The organism is Tunturibacter gelidoferens, from assembly GCF_040358255.1.
GTDB lineage: Bacteria > Acidobacteriota > Terriglobia > Terriglobales > Acidobacteriaceae > Edaphobacter > Edaphobacter gelidiferens.
This window is the reverse complement of sequence record NZ_CP132938.1, coordinates 3,541,393-3,564,608: the sequence shown is the minus strand read 5'-3', so window position 1 is coordinate 3,564,608 and position 23,216 is coordinate 3,541,393. Positions and strand designations below refer to the sequence as shown.

The window sequence follows — 23,216 nt, the reverse complement described above, 5'->3', positions numbered from 1 at the left end:
ATAAATTCCTCCATCACAACAGTTCCGCCACAAGGAATATTTAAGGTCAGGCTGCACCAGCGTACCGCCCGCAGCTAACAAAACATGAAGACACCGCTCTCTCTCCGACGTGTACTTGCCGGTCTCTGCGGCGTCACCGCTCTACTCTTTGTCGCCTCCCCGCCCCTGGCCGCACAGGCCACTGGCCCGCAGCAGCTACTCTTCGCCGGGCTGCTTGGCTCATCGAACCCCGATCCCGCAAACTCGCACCACGCGCAGTTCAACGCCATCCAATCTGACTCCGCCGGCAACCTCTACCTCCTGCTCGACCAGGGCGACGGCATCCGCCTCCTCAAAACCGATCCGACCGCGACCAACATCCTCGCACAAACTCATCTAGGCTCCAGCGGCGACATCGGCCTGGCCATGACGCTTGACCCCGCAGGCAACCTCTACATCACCGGGACCACAACCTCCGGCACCCTCTCCACAACCGCCGGCGCAGCCTTTCCCAACGCGGCGGATACGTCTATTAATTCGTACATCGGCAAATTCGATCAAAACTTGAATGCGCTCTTCGTCACCTACGCCGGAAGCCCGCGCACCGCAGCCGCCGCCATCGCCGCCACAGCCGACGCCGTCTTCCTCACCGGCAGCATCTTCAGCTCCGCGCTCCCCGTCACCCCCTCCGGCATCATCCAGTCCCCCGCCTCCGGCTCTCTGCAAAACGGCTTCGTAGAAAAATTCAGCACCACCGGAACCACCCTCCTCTACGCCACCTACCTCAGCGGCCAAAACGGCAACACCGCCCCCGCCGCCATCGCCGCCGACACATCCGACAACGCCTACATCGCCGGCTACACCACCTCCAGCGGCTATCCCACCCTCTCGGCCATCATCCCCGACCTCCTCACCGCCACCTCCGGCTTCCTCACCAAACTCACCCCCGCCGGCGACGGCATCGTCTTCTCCACCTTCATCCCCGGCCCGGGCATCTCCTCGCTCGTCATCGCTCCTTCACCGCAAGACCCCGCCACCCAGACCCTCCTCCTCACCGGCTCCATCGCCCCTGGCCAGTTCCCCATCGCCACCGTCTCCTCCCCGCTGGTCAACACCAACTATCAAACCCTCCTCCGCCTCTCCCTCGACGGCAGCACCCTCCTCACCTCCGACCTCCTCGCACCCGGCACACAATCCGCCGTCGCACCCGGACCCTCCGGCGCCGCATGGGTCGCAGGCACCCTTACCGGCGAACTCACAGCCAACCCCGCATGGCTGCTCCCTCTCACCGCGCTCTCCAACATCGGCAACAGCTACGCCCTCCGCGTGACTCAGCAGAACACAATCGACCAGACCATCCGCCTCGGCGGCCTTCCCACCACCAACCTCCCCTTCGCCAGCGCACCCGTCACACTCACCGGCCTCACCGTCGACTCCCTCGGCCAACCCACCTTCGCCGGCAGCGCATCTCCCACCGCCAGCGCAAGCCTGCTCGCCACCGAAACCTACGATCTCCCGCTCACCAACACTCCCACCTCTGCTCTCCCATCGACCCTGCGCTCCGCCGCACTCCCCGCTGCCTCCTGCACCGGCAGCCTCTGCGCCGGATCCGCCGCCTACCTCGCAAAACTAAACCCCAACACCGCCGCCCCCAGCCTTGCCCTCTCCACCGACGACGCCCCCAACCTCACCCTGCGTAACCTCGGCAGCATCGCCGCCACCAACCTCCAGCTCACCGCCACCAACTTCACCCTAGCCAGCGACTGCCCCACCACCCTAGCCCCCGGCGCAGGCTGCAGCATCGCCCTCACCAGCACCAGCAGCAATCCCGGTACCGTCACCGCGCAAGCATCCAACGCCATCACGCAGACCGTGAATCTTCCCGCCACAGCTTCCTCCCCCAACCCCATTGTCGTCTCTCCCAAAGAGCTGGACTTCGGCATTCAAACCGCCACCAGTCCTGCCACCACACGAACCATCACCATCAGTAATCTCAGCCAGCTCCCCCAGACCTTCTACGCAGGCGACGCCACCCTGCAACCCGTTCCCCCGCAGTACGACTTCAGCGTGCAATCCACTGACTGTCCGGCCTCCACCACTCCCGGCGACGACGTCCTTCCTCCAGGCGGAGTCTGTCACCTCACCCTTGCCCTTACCGCCCCGGCCACGGCGACCGGCAGCTTCGTCACGGCCTATCGCATCATCGGCACCGACGCGGTCCTCCTCACCGCCTACACCCAACCCACCGACCTCAACCTCTCCGCCACCGAGATTGACTTCGGCACCCAGTTCGGGACGCCCTCCGGCGTCGGAGGCAGCCCCAGCCGACGCCTCCCCCGCTACCTCTATCTCTCGAACAACTCCGCCAACGCCGTCACCCACACCCCCGTCACCCTGCAGACTCCCTTCACCCTCACCGACCGCTGCCCCACCACGCTCAACCCCCACACCGTCTGCCAGCTCGAGATCGACTACCAGTCCCCCGTCGCCCCCTCAGCCGACTCCACCACCCTCACCCTCGACGAAGGCCTCACCGTCCTCATCACCGGCACCCCAAACCCCAACCCACCGGCATCGGACAATCCGCCAACCCCAACCTCACCGTCACCCCCGCCACCATCAGCTTTCCCAACGCGGTCCTCGTCACCAGCACCTCCTCGACCACCCAGACCGTCACCATCGGCAACATCGGCCCCGTCGCCTTCCCTCTAGCCCTCGCCCTCACCGGCGACTTCACCGACGCCACCGACTGCCCCGCCACCCTCGCCGGCAACGCGACCTGCACCGTAGTCCTCACCTTCGCGCCCTCGCAACCCGGAACCCGTCAGGGCCTCCTCTCCGTCACGGCCGGAAACTCTACTCCCGCGTACGTCACCCTCAGCGGCACCGGCTCCCCCATCGTCACCGCCCCCAACAACACCCTTGCCTTCGGAAGCGTCCTCGTCGGCCAGCCCGATGTGCAGTGGTACAAGATCACCTCCCCCTTCAGCACCCTCACTGCCACCACCTCCGCCCCGGACTTCAAAACCATCCTCATCGAAGACATCGGCTTCGGCCACGGCCAGCCACCCACCTCCGCCTTCGTCTCCACCTTTACCGGCTCCTGCACCAACTGCTGGCTCGGAGTGCAGTTCACCCCCTCCACACCCGGCGCCCAAACCGCCTCTCTCACCCTTACCTCCTCCTCTTCCGGTACCCCATCGCCACTCACGCTCACCGGAACCGGCATAGCCCTCTCCGGCCTCATCCTCAGCCCCACCACGCAGGATTTCGGCACCGTCCCCGTCAACAGCACCAGCCCTCCAACGCTCTTCACCCTAACCAACCTCACCCCCAACCCCGTCACCCTCACCGCCCCCACCCTCACCGGAGACTTCGCCCTGAGCACCGCCCCCACCGGCGGCTCCGCCTGCAACGGCCCTCTCGCCCCCAACGCCTCCTGCTTCTTCAACGTCGCCTTCGCCCCCACCACGACCGGCTCCCGCGCCAGCACCCTCACCCTCCAGGCCTCCACCGGCCCCATCACCGCCGCCCTCACCGGCTTCGCCGCCCCTGACCCCGGCCTGTCCCTCAACCCCACCGCCCTCATCTTCAACAACGTCCCCGGCCCCACCGCCACCCAACAAAACATCGTCCTCACCAACACCGGCACCGCCGTCCTCCAGATCGGAACCCCCACCAACACCACCGCCAGCTTCTCCTCCACCAACAACTGCACCACCCTTGCCCCCGCCGCAGCCTGCAGCATCACAGTCAACTTCATCCCCACCACCGCCACCGTCACCGACGCCCTCCAAATCCCCGTCACCAGCTCCGCCACCGGCACCACCAACTACGCCGTCCCGCTCACCGGCGCCTACACCACCGAGAGCGCCGGCCTCCAGATCCTCCCGAACGAGGCCAACTACGGCTCCGCCCCCACCAGCACCCTCGGCGGAACCCGCCAGTTCACCATCACCAACCTCACCGCCAAATCTCTCGCCCTCAACATCGCCCTCCCTCGCCAGTTCGTCCTCAACGGGCCCGCCTGCGCCGCCCTCGCCCCCAACGCCTCCTGCAACTTCAACGTCACCTTCCTCCCCCTCACCAATGGCGACATCACCGGCACCCTCTTCGCCCAGGCCACCCCCACCGACGGCTCCGCCACACTCAACGGCCTCGCCTACGTTGAAGGCTTCGGCGTCGGCGCCGCCACCCTCACCATCTCCGGCAACATCATTCCCGGCCAGACCGTCCTCGACTTCGGACAGGTCTCCTCCGGCCAAACCGCCACCCAAACCGTAACCCTCACCAACACCGGCACCACCACCCTCACCATCCGCCGCCTCACCAGCCAGTGGCCCTTCCTCATCACCGCCACCAACTGCGGCAACACCCTCGCCGCCAACAGAAGCTGCACCGCCACTCTCACCTACACCCCAATCAACCAGACCAGCACCACCCCCGGCCCCGCCACACCCGACTCCGGCACCCTCATCATCGAAAGCGACGCCCTCACCGGCCCCGACCTCCTCACCCTCACCGGCCGAGCCGCCCCCATCACCGTCGCCGCCCCCAGCAACGCCGCCCCGCTGGTCTCCTACGCCCTCTCCCAAAGCTCCCTCACCTTCCCCGCCACCCAGGTAGGCGACCAGAGCGACACCCAATCCATCACCCTCGCCAACACCGGCACCACCACCATCCACATCACCCGCATCCTGCCCACCCCCGACTTCACCGTTCAAACCACCTGCCTCGGCGCCCTCGTCCCCTCCGCCAGCTGCGTCATCAACATCAGCTTCACCCCGCAACCCATCTTCCCCAACTCCATCTCCAACCGCATCTCCGCACTCGAGATCACCTCCGACTCCAGCACCGCCCTCGAGTTCATCTCCCTCTTCGGCGTCGCCAATCCATCCCCACTCAGTTTCTCCCCCTTCACGCTCAACTTCGGCAGCGTCCAGGTCGGCACCACCGCCACCCTCCCCGTCCAGATCACCAACATCACCACCGTCCCCATCGCCATCCAATCCATCTCCCCCATCGGCCCCTACACGGCCACCGGCGACTGCCCCACCGAAGGCAACACCCTCGCCCCCTCCACCAGTTGCACCGAGCAAGTCACCTTCACCCCCACCACCGCAGCGACCATCAACGGATTACTTTCCATCCGCTCCTCCGCCTTAACCCTGCCCATCGAATACCCCGTCACCGGCACCGGCATCCAGTCCCACCTCCAAACCGCCCCCTCCACCCTCAACTTCGGCAGCATCGCCCTCGGAGCCTCCGCCGCCCAGACCATCACCCTCACCAACACCGGCACCGCCCCCATCACCAACCTCGCCCTCACCATCACCGGCGACTACAACATCACCGTCCCCTGCACCTCCACCACCCTCGCCCCCGGCAACAGCTGCCAGATCACCGTCACGTTCGCGCCCACCGCCCTCGGCCCGCGCAACGGCACCATCACCTCCACCGACCCCAACACCGGCCTCCAGAACCTCAACATCCCCCTCACCGGAACCGGCGTCTCCGGCGGCACCTTCACCCTCACCGTCAACGGAGGCTCCTCCGCCACCCTCACCATCCCCAGCGAGCAGGCCGCCGACTACACCCTCCAGCTCACCCCGCAGTCCGGCTTCTCCGGCACAGTCATCCTCAACTGCACCCCCATCAACCCCGGCGCCTACGCCACCTGCTCTCTCCTGCCCTCCAGCATCGCCCTCAACAGCGGCGCACAAAACTCCATCGCCAACCTCAACACCGTAGCCGAGTCCGTCCCACCCACTACCTCCCAAGACACTCACAACACGCGCAACCGCACCCTGCTCTGCCTCCTCCCTCTCTCGCTCCTCTTCTTCTGGAAATCAACATCCCGCAGCCCGCAAAAATCCCACCCCATCCGCCTGCTCTTATTCGCCATCCTCCTCACCCTGCCCGCTCTCTGGCTCTCCGGCTGCGGCAGCGGCGCCACCGACCCCCACCTCCGCTTCACCCCACCCGGCACCTACCAATATCAAGTCACCGCCACCTCCACCACCGGCGTCGAACTCAGCCAGACCGTAACCCTCAACCTCGTCGTCACCGCCCGCCACTAAGCAGTCACGCGACAAGACTCGCTTTTTGTTCATTTGCTTTTGCTGTTGCCGTGCCTTTCTTGTTGTCATCCCCACGGGGGATCTGCGGTTGCTTCTTCCGCATCCTCAGCAAGAGTGCATACCATCTCACGAGCGTAGCTTCGGCGCGCCCGCCGCCACCAGCAACACCGCTCCACCAAACAGCAGCGTATCCCAGACGTAGTTCGCCCCTTCCAACACCGCCGGCACCCCAGACGCCATCAGCAGAATCGGCAGATACAGAACCACCGTAAGCAGCGTCATCACCAAACCCACCGCCGTCGCCCCGTCGCGGCAATATCGCCGAATCAATATCCCCACCCCGCCCCCAATACAAACCAGCCCCGTCAAAAGCGCCCACACATGAGGCCCCGGCACCCACGATGGCGTCAACTTACTCAGCGGAACCCCCGGCGCAAACTGCGGATACAGAATTAGCTCCACGCCATACACCATCAGCACAACAGCAACAATCCCTCGCCCAATCCACACCGCTACATTCTCACCGAACTTCCGCGACCCACTCCCCAAAGATCCCGCAAGCACCAGCGCTCCCGCACCAAAACTCAGATCCCGCAACGCCACGTTCCAGATAACTCTGTCGTGCACCTGCGCCACCACATTCGGCACATGAATCATCAGCACAAAAAGAAAAAACATGACAGCCAGCAGCGTCGCAGTCAACCGAACGCGTATCCCAGGCGCCAGACTCAGAGCCGCAGCAATCAACGCAATGCCAACGAAGTACACCCAGAACAAACGCGCCGGCATCCACACAGGAACAGCCCCAATGATCACCTGACCGAGCACCAGATGCTCCGCCCCAAAGGCCGCCAGCGGCGCCGCAAACAGCACTCTTCCAACGGCAACAAGTTTGTCCAGCCCCGCCGCCGCCTGCAACTCTCTTCTCGCGGCAACAAACCCGACAACAAGAACAACCACTCCCGCAGCACATATCCAGACATTAGAGCTCGGCGGCACAAACACCTCTTCCCTATCCAAAATTCAGAGCACTATCGAATCTTCTTCCAAAGCAGATCTTCGTTATTCCTGCGATCGATCATCATGTCCACATGCCCCGAAGCATCGCGATGAAACAGCCGCCGCCCCTCAACTCCCGCACGAAAAAACAGATCCGGAGACTCCGGCAGAAGCTGGTACGGTTTACCCGAGTTACGCTGCGCATACAGCTCACTACCCTGCCGCGTAACCGTGACGACGTTTCCGGCAGCAAGCTCATACGCACCTGCATAGTCGTTCAGCATCGCATCTGAAACCGCACCCGCAGCCGGGTCTTCGTAGTACCGCAACGTCTGGCTCGCAACAATCTGCCATGCCTGATTCCGATACAACCACGTATCCGTCGTGTGATAGCGAGCATGCAGCTCCCGCCCAAACACCGTCTCCACCTCATCGCAGTCGTAACTCAGAACAGCAACATTCGTCGCAAACCGGGACTTCGCCCGCATCACGCGAATCGTACCGGAGTACCCGGCAGGCAGTGGCTGCAGATCTTCCAGCAGCGCAGCCTTGTCCATCGACCTGCCCTTCTCATCGAAGAACATCGCATCCTCTGCCACATACATCTTCCACGGCGCTTGATTGCCAGGAGCCACAGCATCGAACAGCTCCTGGGTCCGCTGCACCAGCTTCGACTCCGTTATCTTCGGGGTGTCGGCGCCGCGTGCCGTCGAGCATACGGCTAGGACGATGACGAACGCAGCAACCAGACCTCTTTTCACCTCTTCCTCCTGAAGACGAAGACCGATCCAATGCCCGAGTTCGTAGATACGCCGTCCAGCAGCTCAGAGTTCCGCGTTCTCTCAGCGCGCTCTGTCGGCCAAAGCACATAGGAGTAAGATACAGATACCATCTGTCCGCGAGCTCCAGTCCGTCGCGAGCTCCTGGAGGGAAGAACGATGGCACCTGCAAAGCTCTTACTAGTCGACGACGACGAGACGATACGTTTAACCCTCGGCATCATTCTCAGAAAACACGGCTTCAACGTCACGGTCGCTGCAACGGTAACCGAAGCTCTCAAACACATCAGTTCGGAGGCCTTCGACGTCCTCCTGAGCGACCTTCACATGCCCGGTGCAGGAGACGGCCTCACGGTCGTCAGCGCCATGCGTCATGCCAACCCAAAAGCCGTCACCATACTGCTCAGTTCGTTTCCCCATATGGACGCCGCCGCTCAGGCGATCCTGCTGCAGACTGACGAAATTCTCGTCAAGCCAATGGACGTAACCATGTTGGTGGAGGCCATCAAACAGCGGCTCGCCGCAGGCCCCACTCGTGCCCGCCTCGTTGAGAGTGTCGCAGCCATCCTCGAACGTTCCTCAGACAGCACCATCAACGATTGGTACGAACTTGTCGAAAAAGAAGAGACCTTGATGGCAATTCCCATGACCTTCCAACAACGTTCCGGCCATCTCCCCCAGGTCATCCGGGACCTCGTCCTCCGCCTCCGTTCTTCAAAGAGTCTTGGCAGCAAAGAGTTATTCTCGGCAGCCGCCACAGAGCACGGCACCGTCCGCCGCAAGCAAGGCTACAGCGCCGCCATGATGGTCGAGGAGTCGCGCATCCTTCAGGTCAGCGTCTTCAACACCCTCCAGAAAAACCTGGCGAACATAGACTTCAGCGTAGTGCTCATCGGAGTGATGACCATCGCCGACGAAGTCGATTCACAGCTCAGCCAGGCGATGAAGAGCTACCTTGCAGAGTCGATCGTCGATGCGCTTCCGGCATAGCCACAAGAGGCGAAAGCGGAGGCGAATAGCATTGAGCAACGCCGCAGTTGGTGTAGAGTCGATTTCGCTTTTTTGTTTGTCATTCCCGAAGGGAATCTGCGTTTTGCAGTCAATACACCATCAGGCAAATCGCCATAAGCCTTTGCCGTCATCCTGAGCGCAGCGAAGGATCCCGAAGAACTCAGACCTACCCGAACCGCCCGTCCCTTCAACCCCCCCTCTCCAGCCGTTGTCTGTTTTCTATCTCCCCGAAAAACCGTCAGAAATCGTCCTCTCCTCAGACACTCACTCACTCCTGACGATTCGCCGCCGTCGGCAATACCAATATTCGAGCCGCCAGAACAGATAGTCTCTTGATCGGTTCTGCCAACTCCTCCGCCAGCGTCTTCGCATCCCCAGCAAACCCACCCACACCCGCCAGATACACAATGTTCGTAATGCTCTGTAGCGGATTATTGATCCGGTGCGCCAGCTCATTGGCCATCCCGGACGCGGCGCCCACCATCGCCTGCTCCATCAGCAACTTCTGCTGTCGCTGCTGTCTCACGCCCATCGCAGCGAAGTTCGCCAGAACCAGCATCATACGAAGATCGTTCCCATCAAACGCCTCTCCGCGTCCATGCGCCATGATCCAGATCGTGCCCCGCGTCTCCCCTACCTCCCACGGCAGCAGAATGCCATCGGTCACCGTCGGAGCTTCAATCCTCATCAGATCGAAGAACCGCTGCGTGACGCGAAACAGCTGAGGTCGGCCCCTCTCCAGACACACCCCACACGCGCTGGGACTCCGTGGCAGCGTCGCATTCAGGAAACCCGCATACTCGCCCGCCGTTGCCACCCACTCATAGAACTCCGCGTCACTCTTATTCTCCCGCTCAATGCTGATGCCTGCACTGTCGGCGCCGCACAGGTCAACCGCTGAATTCACCAACTCCTGCAAAATCGTGTCAGGGCTCTCCACGAACGCGCGCGCCAACCGATGCATCCCCTCCATCTGCATCGCGACATCGCGATCATGCAGCCGTCTGCCCGCAAATGACGCATCCTCGAAAAGGTCGACCACCTCCAAACCGGTGTCAGCTACCATCGAAGTAAGCGCGCTCATCTCAAATCCTTCCCTGTCCCGTTGCTCCCGTGCCAAATCCCCGACATGACGTCAGCCACATCGAACCGGTTCTCAACAGATCCGGGATCATCAATCATAACGTTCAGGGAGGTACAGTCGATAATAATCCACGTCCCCCAAAAAACTCACGAAATCTTCTTCAACCGTGGCGTATTTTTTTGCCCCCAAAATCACGCGGCCTAATCACCACGCCAGCCACACATTCCACCACACTTTCACCACCAAAACACCACAACCAAAACAGCCTTTTCGCAAAATACCCCTCAAAAACGCCCATAATGCGGAGCTCTCCCCATCGCCGCCACACCAGCATTTTTTTCTGAAAAAATCTACCGCCGAACCGGCTCGATCGATACCGGAACCTGCTCCACAATCTCGATCCCGAACCCCTGCAGCGCCGGCACATGCGTCGGTGTATTGGTCAGCAGCCGAATCTTGTGAATCCCCAAATCCGACAGAATCTGCCCACCCAGACCCACTTGCCGCAGCGTCCTATGCGCCCGATCATCGCTTCCCTCCCGAGCCCGCTGCTCCCGGTGCAGCACAATCCGCGCTGGCGTAACGCCTCGATCCACGCCAAAACCCGCGCTGCCATTATGCAGATACACCAGTGCGCCCTTGCCCGCCTCCGCAATCATCTTCAGCGACTGCTCCACCACCGCCCTGCAATCACACAGCGTCGTAGAAAAAACATCTCCCGCGAGGCAATGCGTATGCACCCGTACCGGCACCGGCTCCGAGCCGCTCACATCCCCAAAGACCAGCGCAATATGCGACTCCCCACCATCCACCTCGCTCTCATAAGCGATCATGCGAAACTCCCCATGCGCCGTAGGCATCAGCGACTCCGCCACCCGATGAATGTACCGCTCATGCTGCAGCCGATAGCGAATCAGATCCGCCACCGTCACCATCAACAGCCCATGCTCCGCGCAGAACTTCACCAGGTCCGGCACCCGCGCCATCGTGCCATCATCGTTCATAATCTCGCAGATCACGCCCGCCGTCACCAGCCCCGCCATCCGCGCCAGATCCACCGAAGCCTCCGTCTGCCCGGCCCTCACCAGCACGCCACCTTTGCGCGCGCGTAGCGGAAACACATGCCCCGGCCGTGCCAGATCATGCGCCGTAGACCGCGGATCGATCGCCACCTTGATAGTGTGCGCCCGGTCCGCCGCCGAGATCCCGGTCGTCACGCCCTCCCGAGCCTCAATGCTCTCCGTAAACGCAGTCCCGAACCGCGACGTATTTTCCTGCGTCATCGGCCCCAGCCGCAGATAATCCGCACGCTCCTCCGTCAGCGTTAAGCAGATCAACCCGCGCCCATACTTGGCCATAAAGTTGATCGCCTCCGGCGTGACAAACTCCGCAGCCAGCGTCAGGTCGCCCTCATTCTCGCGGTCCTCGTCATCCACGACGACCACCATCCGACCCGCTTTGATCTCCGCAACTGCCTCTGTCACGTCAGCAAACATAATCCCGCCTCCTACATGCATCTCTTTCGACGCATCCCATCTTACGTCCGTCGCAAAAAAGAAACGCCACCCGCAAGGGGCAGCGCTCTCTTTTTACAACCGAATTACAAAATTCAAATCAAACACTTACAGTGTGGATTCGATCTCGAATCCCCACGCCTCAAGCAGCGCCTCAGGAATGTACTTCGAGTTCTTATTTCTACGGGCCCACTCACGAAGTCTTGTGGAGCGAATGTACTGGTCGGGCGTGAGCTTGAACTCCTTCACAACCTGCTCGAACGATGTTACCGTCGGAACAACCGGCCCGATCGGCTCAGGCTTGCCCCAATTGGGATTTCCACGACGCTTTGCCATATCTTTATCAGTACCTCTTCAAAATTTGATTTCCGCACTTCGCGTTATGCACTCTGGGAAATAAACGCAACCTTCATTCTAAGGCATTTAGGCAGCAAAAGCAAGGGCGTGTTCAGCCCTGCGCTCACCAGGCGTAGGCTATTCAGCGCTGTTGAGCCAAAGCGTAGAACTTCGCCACATCCGCCTTCATCTCCTTCAAGGCATCCACATTCAGATAGACCATGTGTCCCGCCGGATAGTAGCCAAACTGCACATTGTTCACCAGTTTTTCCGGCAAATCCATATGACTCAGGTCGTACTCCGTTGAAAAGAATGGGGTAGCCAGATCAAAGTATCCATTGGCCGAGAACACCCGCAGCTTCGGATTCTTGCGAATCGCATCCGCCAGATCTACCGCCACATCCGGCGCCGTCTGCTCCCCAGCCCTCCCCGGCCCGCCGCCCGGAGCTTTATGCTTAAAGTCCCAATTCTCGTTCAGCCCAGGACCCGAGGTGTAGTACGGTTCCTGGCTCAAATACTTCAGCTCCCTCTGAACGTAGTCGTGAAATGCCCCAACATACACTCCACTGATCCCCGTATCCGATGGGTCATAACCCGGATTCTCCCCCGCTGAATCCACATCCCATCCCATGAACCGCGCATCATACCGACCCAAAGTCCGCTCATCCCCACGCAGCAGCTCCTTGCGAAACCGCGTCGCCGAAATCCGCAGTTTCGCCTCCTTCACATACTCCACGCTCAACCCCGTAATCGCCGCGACCTTTGCCGCCATCGTGTCGAACTCAGCCACGGACAATTTATCTCCCTGCTGCAGAGCCTCCGCATAGGGTCCGCGAGCAAAGACTCTCGCCTGCTCCACCCACTCAGCCAGACTCCCATTCGTCTTCACCTTGTGATAGTGGTACGCGATCGCAGCGAACGAAGGCATGTACCCGATCGCTTCATAGTCCAGCCCGGGACTCCGTCGGTTGTAGTTCAAAATCGACGACAGCAACGTCACGCCATTGAACTCAATCCCATCGTTCTGCAGAGCGTTCACCAGCCCGGCCGACCGCGTCGTTCCATACGACTCACCAAACAGAAACTTCGGAGAGTTCCACCGCTGATTCGCCGTAATGTAACGCACAATAAACTTTTCGAATGCCTTGATGTCCTGATCGGTCCCAGCAAAGTCTTTGACCGTACCCTTACCCACCGCGCGCGAGTAGCCCGTCAACGGCGCATCGATAAACACCAGGTCGCTCTTATCCAGCAGGCTGTACTGATTCTGCACCCACTCAAACGGCGCGGGCCCCGTGGCCTCTGGACTCTGCGTCACCACGCGCACCGGCCCGAACGATCCCATGTGCAGCCAGATAGTCGCCGCACCCGGCCCACCGTTATAGAAGAAGGTCACCGGCCGGCTCTTCGCCTCAACTCCATCTTCCGTGTAAGCCACATAGAAGATGCTCCCATTCGCCTTATCCTGATCGTCCCGTATCAGCAGATTCCCAGCGGTCGCCGTGTAGTGCACCAACCGGCCCCCGGCGGCCCACTCATGCCTGGTCACTGAACTCGTCTCTGCGGGAATTGGAACTGTCGTCTCGTCTTTCTTCGCCTCCGCATCCCCCGCCGCTCGCGCCTGCGGTAGCGCGGGCATCACCATCACAACCAAAGCAAGCGTAGCAATCAAACCTGGTATGCGAGATACCAATAAACCCTTCGAAACTTCGAGATGAATCAATTCGTTTCTCCCGTACCGTCGTCTAAACCCGACGCCGTGTAAATTACTTTACGGCTTTGTGGACGCGATCATCATACCTTTTCGATCACCCCTGACCACACGCCATCTGCGTGCATCTTTTTTCCAAGCCTTCACGTCTACGTCTACTGGTGCACCGCGTCAAACAACCACGCATCGCCAACCACACTGAGGCCCTCCATGAGTTTTCCTCCCTGCACCGAAAAAGAAGACGACATCCAGGAACACGATCAGCACACGCTCTCCGAGCAGTCCTCTGACGTCGAACTCTCCCGCCGAACCTTCGTGAAAGCCGCCGGCATCTTCGGAGCCGGCGTAGCAGCAGGCATCCCGCGTATCGCGGCGGCTGCAGAAGAGGCTCACGCCGCAGCCGCCACTACGCCCCACACGATGGATCTCACCCTCAAGGTGAACGGCACCTCGCAGTCGCTCTCCCTCGACACTCGCACCTCCCTCCTCGACGCGCTTCGCGAACATCTCGCCCTCACCGGCAGCAAGAAGGGCTGCGACCACGGCCAATGCGGAGCCTGCACCGTCCTCCTCAACGGCCGCCGCGTCAACTCCTGCCTCACCCTCGCAGTCACCGCCGACGGAGCCGACATCATCACCATCGAAGGTCTCGCCGACGGAGACAACCTTCATCCCGTACAAGCCTCCTTCCTCGAGCATGATGGTTTTCAATGCGGCTACTGCACCCCAGGCCAGATCTGCTCCGCCGTCGCTCTTCTCGAGGAACACAAACACGGCACTCTCAGTGCGGTCTCTTTCGAGCAACGCCTCAGTGCCTGCAGCGACCGTCCAAGCCTTAATGATCAGGAGATTCGCGAGCGCATGAGCGGCAACATCTGCCGGTGCGGAGCTTACCCCAACATCGTTGCCGCAGTCCGCGCTCTCGTTCCTGATGAAGGCTGCGGTCCTTCGGTATCGGAGCTCGAAATAAAACCATCGACCAGCTTCGGAGCCCGCTCATGAATCCCTTCAACTATCAGCGCGCCGCCTCTCCTGAAGAAGCCGTTCACGCGCTCTCCGCGCGAGGCACGAAGTTCCTCGGCGGTGGCACCAACCTCGTCGATCTGATGAAGTACAACGTCGAGCACCCGTCCACTCTCGTCGACGTCACCCATCTCGACTTCTCCCAGATCACCACATCTGGAGACGCCACCTCAATCGGAGCATGCGTCCGCAACAGCGACCTCGCCAATCATCCGATCATCCGCAGCCACTATCCTTTGCTCTCGCAAGCCCTTCTCAGTGGTGCCTCCCCGCAACTGCGCAACATGGCCACAACAGGCGGCAACCTCATGCAGCGCACCCGCTGCTACTACTTCATGGACACCGCCTTCTCCGAGTGCAACAAACGCACTCCAGGCAGCGGCTGTGCTGCAATGAAAGGCTTCAACCGCATCCACGCCATCCTTGGCGCAAGCAGCGGCAGCAGTCGAAGTGCAGAGTGCATCGCCACCAACCCATCCGACATGAACGTCGCTCTCGCCGCCCTCAACGCCACCATCCACGCGCAAGGACCGAAGGGCAAACGAACAATCCCCATCGCTGACTTCCATCGCCTTCCCGGCAACACCCCACATCTCGACACCAACCTCAAGCCCGACGAGCTCATCATCGCAGTCGAGCTCCCGGCACCGAAGTTCGCGAAGAACTCCTGGTACCTCAAAGTCCGCGACCGTCAGAGCTATGCCTTCGCCCTTGTCTCCGTCGCCGCTGGTCTCGAGTTGGAAGGCGGCACCATCAAATCGGCTGGCCTCGCGCTCGGCGGAGTCGCCCACAAGCCATGGCGATCCGTCGAAGCTGAAAGATCTCTCATCGGCGCGACCACAGGCCCAGAGTCCTTCAAAAAAGCTGCGGACCTCGCCCTTGCCGGAGCCATACCGTACGAACACAACGCCTTCAAGATCGAACTCGCCAAACAAAGCATCGTGCGCGCCCTCACCCTCGCTGCACAAGGAGCACAAGCATGACGGCCCCCGCTCTCTTTCAAGACGAAGCCCCCAAGACCCCGCAGCGCCAGCTCAAAAACCGCTACGATGGCCGCGATAAGGTCACCGGCAAAGCGAAATACTCCGCCGAGTTTCCGGTCAGCGACGTCACCTACGCCTACATCGTTCAAAGCACGATTCCTAAGGGCACCCTCGTCTCCATCGACCAAACCGCAGCCGGCAAAGCATCAGGCGTCCTCGCCGTACTCACTCCATTTAACGCACCGAAACTCCCCATAGCCTCTCCTCAGCCTCCAACACGTCGCCACATCACCGTCCTGCAGGAGAAGGACATCTTCTACAACGGCCAGCCCATCGCCGTCGTCGTCGCGCACTCGCTCCCAGAGGCGATGCACGCTGCGACCCTGCTCAAGATCACCTATAAGAGCCAATCTGCACAACTCGAATTCAAAGGTCGCCTCGCCGAAGCCCGCCCCCCCAAACAACCCGGCCGCGAACCCGCCGACAGCAAACGCGGCGACATCGCCACCTCGCTCTCAAACTCCGCCGTCACCATCGACGTCGTTTACACCACACCCATTCAGAACCACAATCCCATGGAACCCCACGCCACCATCGCCTGGTGGGACGGCCCCAAGCTCAACGTCTACGACGCCACTCAGTACATCACCGGCGACCGCCAGACTCTCGCCCGCACCTTCGGTATCCCCGTCGATGACGTACGTGTGCAATGCCCCTTCGTCGGCGGAGGCTTCGGCAGCAAAGGCTCCACCTGGAGTCACGTCGTGCTCGCCGCGATGGCGGCAAAGGTCGTAGGCAAACCCGTCAAGCTCGCTCTCGAACGCGGACAGATGTTCGGCCCGGTCGGCTCCCGCCCTACCACCGCACAAAACGTGAAACTAGGCGCCACCGCCGACGGCAAGCTGCTCGCCATTCAGCACGACGTCATCGTCCATACCTCGCTTATGGAGGACTTCCTTGAGCCCTCTGCGATGCAGACTCGGCTCCTCTACAACAGCGAGTCCAACGTCACCAGTCACCGCATGGTCGAGATGAACCTCGGTGTCGGTACCTACCAGCGAGCGCCGGGCGAGGCCACCGGCACCATCGCCCTAGAGTGCGCCATGGATGAGCTCGCCCACAAACTCAACATCGACCCTGTCCAGTTGCGTCTTATCAACTACGCGGAAAAAGATCCCAGCAAAGATCGTCCATGGACCGAGAAGAGCCTTCATCAGTGCTACACCGACGCCGCCGAGCGCTTCGGCTGGTCCAAACGCAATCCACAGCCAGGACAACTACGCCAGGAAAATAATCTCATCGGCTACGGCATGGCGACCGCAACCTACGGCGCCAACCGTTCTGCTGCTTCCGCCATTGTGCGTATCCTCCCGAACGGCCGAGCTTACATCGGATGCGGCACGCAGGATCTGGGCACCGGCGCTTACACCGTCCTCGCGCAGGCTTGCGCGCAAGGCCTCGGCATCGATCCCGCGCTAGTCGATGTTCAACTCGGCGACTCCAATCTCCCGAAGGCCCCCGTCTCCGGCGGCTCACAGTCCACCGCAAGCATCGGCCCCGCCGCCGCAGCAGCAGCAACACAGGCCAAACTCAAGCTCTTCGAACTCGCCGTCAACGACTCGCAGTCGCCCCTTCACGGCCTCCAGGCCGGAAGTCTCGACACACAAGACGGAAAAGTCTTCGCTAAATCGTCACCCAATAAGTCGGACACCTTCACCGCTATCCTGCAGCGCGCAGGCGGCCAGCCCATCGAAGCCACCGCCAGCGCTGAACCCGGCGAAGACAGAACCGCCTACACCGCGCAGTCGTTCGGTGCAGTCTTTGCGGAGGTCGCCGTCGACATCGACACTCACATGGTCCAGGTCCGACGCATCGTCGCCACCTACGACATCGGAACCCTGGTCAATCAAAAAACCGGAATCAACCAACTCCAGGGCGGCATCGTCTGGGGTGTAAGCTCCGCTCTCCACGAAGAGGCGCACATTGACCCCACCCACGGCCGCACAGTCAACGAGACCCTCGCCGAATACCACGTCCCCGTCAACGCCGACATCGGCACCATCGATGTCACCGTCACCGGCATTCCCGATACAAAATTCAATCCTCTAGGCGCACGTGGCATCGGAGAAATCGGCATCACCGGCGCAGCCGCAGCCATCGGTAACGCCATCTACAACGCCACCGGCAAACGCATCCGCGACTATCCCATCACCATAGACAAGATCATGCAGGCATAGCCGTGATCATCCTCCCGACCGAGAGAGGTTTTAAGGTAGACAAGTCACGAAGTGACCGCACTCCGCGCAGGAGGCCCGTCCGGCAGGACCCCTCAAGCCGTATCAAGATGAAACGGAGTGGTGTATCTCTCCACCGGGTACCCCTTTGCCTTCCAGGCATCCAAGCCGCCCTTCAAAAATTTGATCTTCGTAAAATTCAACGCCAGCGCCCTCTCCAGGATCATCCGGCTGGTGCTCTGGCTCACGCAGGTGCAGTAGATCACTGAATCTTTCTCCTTCGGAATCAGCGAAGCCTGCTCCAGGACCTCCTTCGGTGGAATCCTCTTCGCACCGGGAATAATCTCCGAATGTGCCAGCAGATCCAGCGGCTGGCGAACATCGAACAGCAGAATCTCTCGATTCTTCTCGAGCAGTTCATAAAGCGCGTCTGCTTCGATACTGTGCTCCTCTAGCTCACGCCTCCACCGCAGCTGCCTGATCCTCAACAACCCAAACAGCAACACAAGGAACCCAACCACACAAATCGCAATCAGATACATACAGCCTCCTCCATGCATCTCCGTTTTATCTGATCATTCCGTTGCATCGAAAGATGCTGGAAATTACAGCTACACCACCTGCCCAACACCCCTCATATCCAGCGACACCGCCTCCGCCGGGCTCAGGTAGACAGCTTATCCTTCACCAGAGAGAGCGCCCGGCTGGCAGCCGCGGCGAAAGCGCCCGCCGTAGCAGGGTCGGCCACATCCTTTGCCTCCCAGTTGATCGTCAGGCAGAAGTATACCCACCGCCCGTCAAACAGCATCGCTCCCGGCGCACACAGCGCATGAAATCCCGGAACATCGATGCTCCCGCCCTTCACGAACGCGCTCACTCCCAGCGGTAGCGGAAGCAGCCAGATCGCATCCCCAAGCGAAAGAACTCGGCGAAACTCATTGAGCGTCTCCTTAGCCTTGAAGAAACCTCCTTGCAGCGCTCGCGAATAGTACGACACAAGGTCATCGGCAGAACAAGCCATCGTCTGCACGTTATTCATCGGCACGTTCACCATCGTCTGATTCGCTGCCGCCCCCAAATCCTCCCAGCTAAAAGTCCTATAGTCCTTCGCTCCCAGCAAATAACCAAAGAGTGACCGCGTGCTTTCGGGAATCATGCAGCTCTTCAATCCTGCCGAAGTAACAAACTCCCGAACCTTCTCGGGGCCAACATGTTTCAAACAGATATCCGTCCCCGTGTTGTCGCTATGCATGATCATGGCCTCCAGCGCAGTTCTCTCCGAAACCTTACCAATCAGGTTTGGCGGGTTGAACATCGCGCTATCCAACGACCACACACTAGCGTCAAGGCTCAGTTGCTGAGCCTTCAGCCTCTGAACCACATCCGTCGCATCCGCCTGCCGCAACGCCTCGCACAAGATGAAAGTCTTAATCGCGCTTCCCACAAACATCGTCTTAGCCGAGTTCAACTCCACCAGAAACTCGGGCTTGCCATTCACCGCCGGCGCATAGATCTTCACTGCGACATCTCCGGGAAGCCCCTTGAACAGGGACAAAATCGCATCGGGTGTCGCCTTATCCTCAACAGCCATCGCAGGCCGCGCCACTTGCATCGTCCCGACCGCCGCTGCACTCTTCACCAAAAACTCCCGCCGCGAATTCAACATACTCTTCCTTCCCACTCGCACCGCGAGTGTCACCTAGAGCTGAAATTTGAAAACATTTGGATTCGCGATACATGCTACTCTCTCTCTGATTTCGGACAACAAATCATGACCGTACCAAGCTCAGCGTCATAACCGTCGTCGTAGGACTCATGACTCCAACCGTCCTGGCGAATCCAACTTTGGCTCTCTCGCAACAAGCTCCACCCGCCGCATCGTCCGCGGAGAGCAAGAAACCGGACCCACAAGCAAATCCCAAACAGTCGCTTCCCAATCCAGACTTCTTCGGCATCTATCACGCTGGAGACGGAGTTACGCCTCCGAAGCTCATCTACTCGGTAGAGCCAGAATTTTCCGAAAAGGCGAGAAAGAAAAAGATTGGAGGCAACTGCCTCGTCTCTTTCATCGTTCGCATCGACGGCACCACTACCGACATACACGTTGCGAAGTCGATCGCTGATACCCTTGTCCAAGAAGGAACGAGAGCAGCTCTCACCCTCGACGAAAATGCTGTCAAAGTCGTAGCACAGTATCGGTTCACTCCCGCAACCTACCGCGGCACACCTGTTCCGTATCGGACGACAGTCGAAGTGAACTACCAGATCTTCTAGCTCTTTTCACTAACCCGCAACTCCATTTCAGGACTCAAACTGTCCACCTCGAGTTCCTCACAAGCCACTTCGCCCTCACGCGAACAATATGCGAAACTCGAAGCTAGCAGAATGAACCTCGAAACTCTCCTCCATCAAACCTTCGGCTTCGCAGAGTTCCGCGCCAACCAGGAGGCCGTCTGCCGCGCCGCCACCGACGGCCGCGACGTCCTGCTCGTCATGCCCACCGGAGCAGGAAAATCCCTCTGCTACCAGCTCCCCGCCATCGCCCGCGGCGGTACCGCACTCGTCATCTCCCCCCTCATCGCCCTCATGGACGACCAGGCCACCAAGCTCACCGCCGCCGGCCTCCGCGTCGCCCGCATTCACTCCGGTCTCTCCCGCGACGAAGCCCGTCAAGCCTGCCGCGACTACCTCGACGGCACCCTCCAGTTCCTCTTCATCGCACCCGAGCGCATGCGCGTCCCCAACTTCCCCGAGATGCTCGCAAAGAAGAAGCCGTCTCTCATCGCCATCGACGAGGCCCACTGCATCTCCGCCTGGGGCCACGACTTTCGCCCCGACTACCGCACCCTCGGCGACTTCCTCCCTGCCCTGCGCCCCGCCCCCGTCATCGCCCTCACCGCCACCGCCACGCCAACCGTCCAACGCGACATCATCACCCAACTCAAGCTCACCCAACCTGAGCTCTTCATCCACGGCTTCCGCCGCCACAACCTCGCCATCGAGGTCGTCGAGCTCTCTAAACCCCGCCGCAACGAGTTCACCGCCAATCTCCTCAAAGAAAAATCCAACCGCCCCGCGATCGTCTACGCGCCCTCGCGCAAGTCCGCCGAAGAACTCGCCTCCTCACTAGGCGGATCTGCCGCCGCCTACCACGCTGGCCTCGACCCCGCCACCCGCGAACGCGTCCAGCGCCACTTCCTCACCGGCAGACTAGAAGTAGTAGTCGCCACCATCGCCTTCGGCATGGGCATCGACAAAGCCGACGTCCGCACCGTAGTTCATACTGCGCTCCCCGGCTCCGTCGAGCAGTACTACCAGGAGATTGGCCGCGCCGGACGCGACGGTCAGCCCTCCCGCACCGTCCTCCTCCACTCCTTCGCCGACCGCAAGATGCACGACTTCTTCCTCGAGCGCGACTACCCCGCCATCACCGACCTCACCCGCGTTGCCGCTCTCCTCTCCGACGACTACCAGATGCCCGACCTCCTCCGCCAGCGCCTCAAGATGGATGCTGAGACCTTCGACAAAGCCGTCGAAAAACTCATCGCCCAGGGCGCAGCCAACATCGACATGGCCGGCAACGTCCGCGCCGCCGAAGACGCCCCTCGCAGCGCAGCCTGGCGCAAAGGCTACGACGATCAGATCAACTTCCGCCGCTCCCAGATCGACCGCATGGTCCAGTTCGCCGAGTCCGCACAGTGCCGCATGGCCGCTCTCATTCAGCACTTCGGCGACACCGCCGACGGCCTCCGCCCCTGCGGCCACTGCGACTTCTGCGCCCCGCAAAACGCAACGGCACAAACCTTCCGCCCACCCACCACAGAAGAAGACCGCCAACTTCGCGCCATCCTCCGCGCACTAGACGGACAAACCCGCGCCACCGGCAAACTCCACACCGAACTCTCCACCGGCCCCTTGCGCAACACTCCCGCCGCCGACCGCAAAGTCTTCGACACCCTCCTCGACGCCCTCACCCGCTCCGGCCTCATCGCGCTCAACACCGACCAGTGGACCAACCCCGAAGGCAACCTAGTCACCTACAAAAAAGCCTCGCTCACCCACGAAGGCCGCACCCTCACGGGCCCCCTCCCACCCGACCTCCTCCTCAAAGACACCACCGCTTCCACCGCCACTGGAACACGAAAACGCACAGGTTCTCGAGCATCTGGAACTAATCCGCGCGCATTAGGCACAAATCCTCGCGCGCTCCAACGAAAGGCAGAGCGTATCGATAGTGAGCTCACTGCGGCCCAGAAGGTACTCCAATCCAATTTGATCGAGTGGCGAAAAAAGGAGGCCGCCAAAGCGCACGTACCAGACTTCTTCGTACTTTCAGCGTCTGTCCTCCACGCTATCGTTGTCGCTCGGCCTACAACCATACCCTCCCTCATGGCAATCTCCGGCATAGGCCCAGAAAAAGCCGATCGCTACGGAGCCGATATCGTCGCCCTCTGCCGTGCCGAAGCTCCCTCCTCGTCCTCAATCCCGGACAGAAAAGAATCGTCATCTCGACCGGAGCGCAGCGAAGTGGAGAGACCCCCACATTTTGCCCGAGTCACCCACAATGCACCCTCTATTTCAGGCCTTGCATCGAGGTCACTCCACTCTTCAACCCTCACTCTCTCAACCAGCGAAGAGAGTGGTGGACCAAACTCTCATCCCACCGAAACCTTCACCCGCCAACGCGCCATCACCAGCGAAACCGCCGACTCCCTCACGCCCGAACAACAAGCCCTCGACGAGCGCCTCCGCGAATGGCGCAAATCCGAGTCCGAGCGCCTAGGCCTCCCGCTCTTCTTCGTCCTCGCCTCCACCACGCTCCGCAACATAGTCCTCGCCCGACCACAAAACCTCACCCAGCTCAAATCCATTCAGGGCCTCGGCCTCGACAAGATCGAAAAATTCGGCCCAGGCATTCTTGCTGTCTGCACCGCTTGAAAAAAATCAAAAGATAAGGACGGAACTCCCACCAACCGCGACGTTCCATGGCACCATGTCTTCATTCGCCAAATCCTCCTCACGGAGCCGTCGATGTCACCTGCAACCACCGCAAAACGCATCAGCCCCATGCTCGCCGTCGCCGACATGGATGAGACTCTCGCGTTCTACCGCGACGTCCTCGGCTTCACCCTCACCATGCACTCCCCTGACTACTCCATCGTCGAGCGTGACGGCCAAACCATTCACTTCCAAAAGGCAGCCTCCGAGAAGGTCATGCAATGCGTTCGCGGCCACACCGAGATCTATCTGGAGGTCTCCAACATCCACCCGCTATGGGAGCATGTAAAGACCCTCAAAGACCGCTACCGCATCCGAGACCTCTTCGACCGCGACTACGGCATGACCGAGTTTCATATCTCCGACCCGAACGACTGCCTCGTCTTCGTCGGCGAACCCTCCTCCAGGTAACCCCCCGGCTCGACGTCACACCAGACACAACGTCCACTGGCACCGTGTTTCTAGGTAGCCCAATGCTTTAGCTT

The 23,216-nt window shown here is 60.8% G+C and carries 17 protein-coding genes; 9 read left to right on the top strand and 8 right to left on the bottom strand.

What is annotated here, in order from left to right:
* The first annotated feature begins 84 nt into the window (after positions 1 to 84).
* Positions 85 to 2,691, top strand: a complete 2,607-nt coding sequence (locus RBB81_RS15690) for an SBBP repeat-containing protein (protein WP_353071301.1) — start codon at positions 85 to 87, stop codon at positions 2,689 to 2,691.
* Positions 2,598 to 6,059, top strand: a complete 3,462-nt coding sequence (locus RBB81_RS15685) for a choice-of-anchor D domain-containing protein (protein ID WP_353073944.1) — start codon at positions 2,598 to 2,600, stop codon at positions 6,057 to 6,059. The genes RBB81_RS15690 and RBB81_RS15685 overlap by 94 nt, the downstream gene beginning before the upstream one ends.
* A 126-nt stretch (positions 6,060 to 6,185) precedes the next feature.
* On the opposite strand, the gene RBB81_RS15680 is transcribed toward RBB81_RS15685, so the two are convergent.
* Together RBB81_RS15680 and RBB81_RS15675 are read right to left on the bottom strand one after the other, a co-directional pair.
* Positions 6,186 to 7,058, bottom strand: coding sequence for a hypothetical protein (locus RBB81_RS15680; protein WP_353071300.1), 873 nt, complete (start codon positions 7,056 to 7,058; stop codon positions 6,186 to 6,188).
* 32 nt (positions 7,059 to 7,090) lie between these two features.
* Positions 7,091 to 7,819, bottom strand: a complete 729-nt coding sequence (locus tag RBB81_RS15675; protein ID WP_183788278.1) for a DUF4440 domain-containing protein — start codon at positions 7,817 to 7,819, stop codon at positions 7,091 to 7,093.
* A gap of 177 nt (positions 7,820 to 7,996) precedes the next feature.
* Between RBB81_RS15675 and RBB81_RS15670 the strand changes: the two genes are divergently transcribed.
* Complete coding sequence (locus RBB81_RS15670; RefSeq protein ID WP_183788280.1) at positions 7,997 to 8,827, top strand: response regulator; 831 nt, start codon at positions 7,997 to 7,999, stop codon at positions 8,825 to 8,827.
* Positions 8,828 to 9,116: 289 nt separating this feature from the next.
* On the opposite strand, the gene RBB81_RS15665 is transcribed toward RBB81_RS15670, so the two are convergent.
* The 4 genes from RBB81_RS15665 to RBB81_RS15650 all read right to left on the bottom strand — a co-directional run bounded on the left by RBB81_RS15665 (position 9,117) and on the right by RBB81_RS15650 (position 13,505).
* Positions 9,117 to 9,932, bottom strand: a complete 816-nt coding sequence (locus tag RBB81_RS15665) for a GAF domain-containing protein (protein WP_179583039.1) — start codon at positions 9,930 to 9,932, stop codon at positions 9,117 to 9,119.
* Between the two features lie 350 nt (positions 9,933 to 10,282).
* Entirely contained in the window at positions 10,283 to 11,428 is a 1,146-nt protein-coding gene (ribB, locus tag RBB81_RS15660; protein ID WP_179583037.1) for a 3,4-dihydroxy-2-butanone-4-phosphate synthase, read from the bottom strand.
* A gap of 126 nt (positions 11,429 to 11,554) precedes the next feature.
* Entirely contained in the window at positions 11,555 to 11,782 is a 228-nt protein-coding gene (locus RBB81_RS15655) for a hypothetical protein (protein WP_020713518.1), read from the bottom strand.
* Positions 11,783 to 11,924: 142 nt separating this feature from the next.
* A complete protein-coding gene (locus tag RBB81_RS15650; protein ID WP_353071299.1) occupies positions 11,925 to 13,505 on the bottom strand; it encodes a S10 family peptidase in 1,581 nt (526 codons plus the stop codon).
* Positions 13,506 to 13,703: 198 nt separating this feature from the next.
* On the opposite strand from RBB81_RS15650, the gene RBB81_RS15645 reads away from it, so the two are divergent.
* Genes RBB81_RS15645 through RBB81_RS15635 form a run of 3 tightly spaced genes read left to right on the top strand, consistent with a single transcriptional unit; the run spans position 13,704 to position 17,736 of the window.
* Positions 13,704 to 14,495: a 2Fe-2S iron-sulfur cluster-binding protein gene (locus RBB81_RS15645; protein ID WP_353071298.1), complete on the top strand. Its 792-nt coding sequence runs from the start codon at positions 13,704 to 13,706 to the stop codon at positions 14,493 to 14,495.
* Positions 14,492 to 15,499 carry an FAD binding domain-containing protein gene (locus RBB81_RS15640; RefSeq protein WP_353071297.1) on the top strand — a complete coding sequence of 336 codons (1,008 nt, stop codon included), beginning with the start codon at positions 14,492 to 14,494 and terminating at the stop codon, positions 15,497 to 15,499. Before RBB81_RS15645 ends, RBB81_RS15640 begins: the two co-directional genes overlap by 4 nt.
* The gene (locus tag RBB81_RS15635) at positions 15,496 to 17,736 is read left to right on the top strand and encodes a xanthine dehydrogenase family protein molybdopterin-binding subunit (RefSeq protein WP_353071296.1); all 2,241 of its coding nucleotides are present in this window, start codon (positions 15,496 to 15,498) and stop codon (positions 17,734 to 17,736) included. The genes RBB81_RS15640 and RBB81_RS15635 overlap by 4 nt, the downstream gene beginning before the upstream one ends.
* Positions 17,737 to 17,828: 92 nt before the next feature.
* On the opposite strand, the gene RBB81_RS15630 is transcribed toward RBB81_RS15635, so the two are convergent.
* Together RBB81_RS15630 and RBB81_RS15625 are read right to left on the bottom strand one after the other, a co-directional pair.
* Positions 17,829 to 18,275, bottom strand: a complete 447-nt coding sequence (locus RBB81_RS15630; protein ID WP_353071295.1) for a rhodanese-like domain-containing protein — start codon at positions 18,273 to 18,275, stop codon at positions 17,829 to 17,831.
* A 122-nt stretch (positions 18,276 to 18,397) separates the two neighbouring features.
* The gene (locus tag RBB81_RS15625; RefSeq protein ID WP_353071294.1) at positions 18,398 to 19,399 is read right to left on the bottom strand and encodes a serine hydrolase; all 1,002 of its coding nucleotides are present in this window, start codon (positions 19,397 to 19,399) and stop codon (positions 18,398 to 18,400) included.
* Positions 19,400 to 19,548: 149 nt separating this feature from the next.
* Here RBB81_RS15625 and RBB81_RS15620 point away from each other — a divergent pair, with 149 nt between their 5' ends.
* The 3 genes from RBB81_RS15620 (at position 19,549) to RBB81_RS15610 (ending at position 23,142) form a co-directional block, all read left to right on the top strand.
* A complete protein-coding gene (locus tag RBB81_RS15620; RefSeq protein ID WP_353071293.1) occupies positions 19,549 to 20,007 on the top strand; it encodes an energy transducer TonB in 459 nt (152 codons plus the stop codon).
* Between the two features lie 111 nt (positions 20,008 to 20,118).
* A complete protein-coding gene (locus tag RBB81_RS15615; protein WP_353071292.1) occupies positions 20,119 to 22,671 on the top strand; it encodes a RecQ family ATP-dependent DNA helicase in 2,553 nt (850 codons plus the stop codon).
* 93 nt (positions 22,672 to 22,764) lie between these two features.
* The gene (locus RBB81_RS15610) at positions 22,765 to 23,142 is read left to right on the top strand and encodes a VOC family protein (protein ID WP_353071291.1); all 378 of its coding nucleotides are present in this window, start codon (positions 22,765 to 22,767) and stop codon (positions 23,140 to 23,142) included.
* Positions 23,143 to 23,216 lie beyond the last annotated feature (74 nt).

Coding starts and splice junctions, on each gene's coding strand:
- RBB81_RS15655 (WP_020713518.1), bottom strand. CDS start 11,782: ATGGCAAAGCGTCGTGGAAATCCCAATTGGGGCAAGCCTGAGCCGATC.
- RBB81_RS15670 (WP_183788280.1), top strand. CDS start 7,997: ATGGCACCTGCAAAGCTCTTACTAGTCGACGACGACGAGACGATACGT.
- RBB81_RS15630 (WP_353071295.1), bottom strand. CDS start 18,275: ATGTATCTGATTGCGATTTGTGTGGTTGGGTTCCTTGTGTTGCTGTTT.
- RBB81_RS15610 (WP_353071291.1), top strand. CDS start 22,765: ATGTCACCTGCAACCACCGCAAAACGCATCAGCCCCATGCTCGCCGTC.
- RBB81_RS15625 (WP_353071294.1), bottom strand. CDS start 19,399: ATGTTGAATTCGCGGCGGGAGTTTTTGGTGAAGAGTGCAGCGGCGGTC.
- RBB81_RS15620 (WP_353071293.1), top strand. CDS start 19,549: ATGACTCCAACCGTCCTGGCGAATCCAACTTTGGCTCTCTCGCAACAA.
- RBB81_RS15635 (WP_353071296.1), top strand. CDS start 15,496: ATGACGGCCCCCGCTCTCTTTCAAGACGAAGCCCCCAAGACCCCGCAG.
- RBB81_RS15640 (WP_353071297.1), top strand. CDS start 14,492: ATGAATCCCTTCAACTATCAGCGCGCCGCCTCTCCTGAAGAAGCCGTT.
- RBB81_RS15615 (WP_353071292.1), top strand. CDS start 20,119: ATGAACCTCGAAACTCTCCTCCATCAAACCTTCGGCTTCGCAGAGTTC.
- RBB81_RS15645 (WP_353071298.1), top strand. CDS start 13,704: ATGAGTTTTCCTCCCTGCACCGAAAAAGAAGACGACATCCAGGAACAC.
- RBB81_RS15665 (WP_179583039.1), bottom strand. CDS start 9,932: ATGAGCGCGCTTACTTCGATGGTAGCTGACACCGGTTTGGAGGTGGTC.
- ribB (WP_179583037.1), bottom strand. CDS start 11,428: ATGTTTGCTGACGTGACAGAGGCAGTTGCGGAGATCAAAGCGGGTCGG.
- RBB81_RS15690 (WP_353071301.1), top strand. CDS start 85: ATGAAGACACCGCTCTCTCTCCGACGTGTACTTGCCGGTCTCTGCGGC.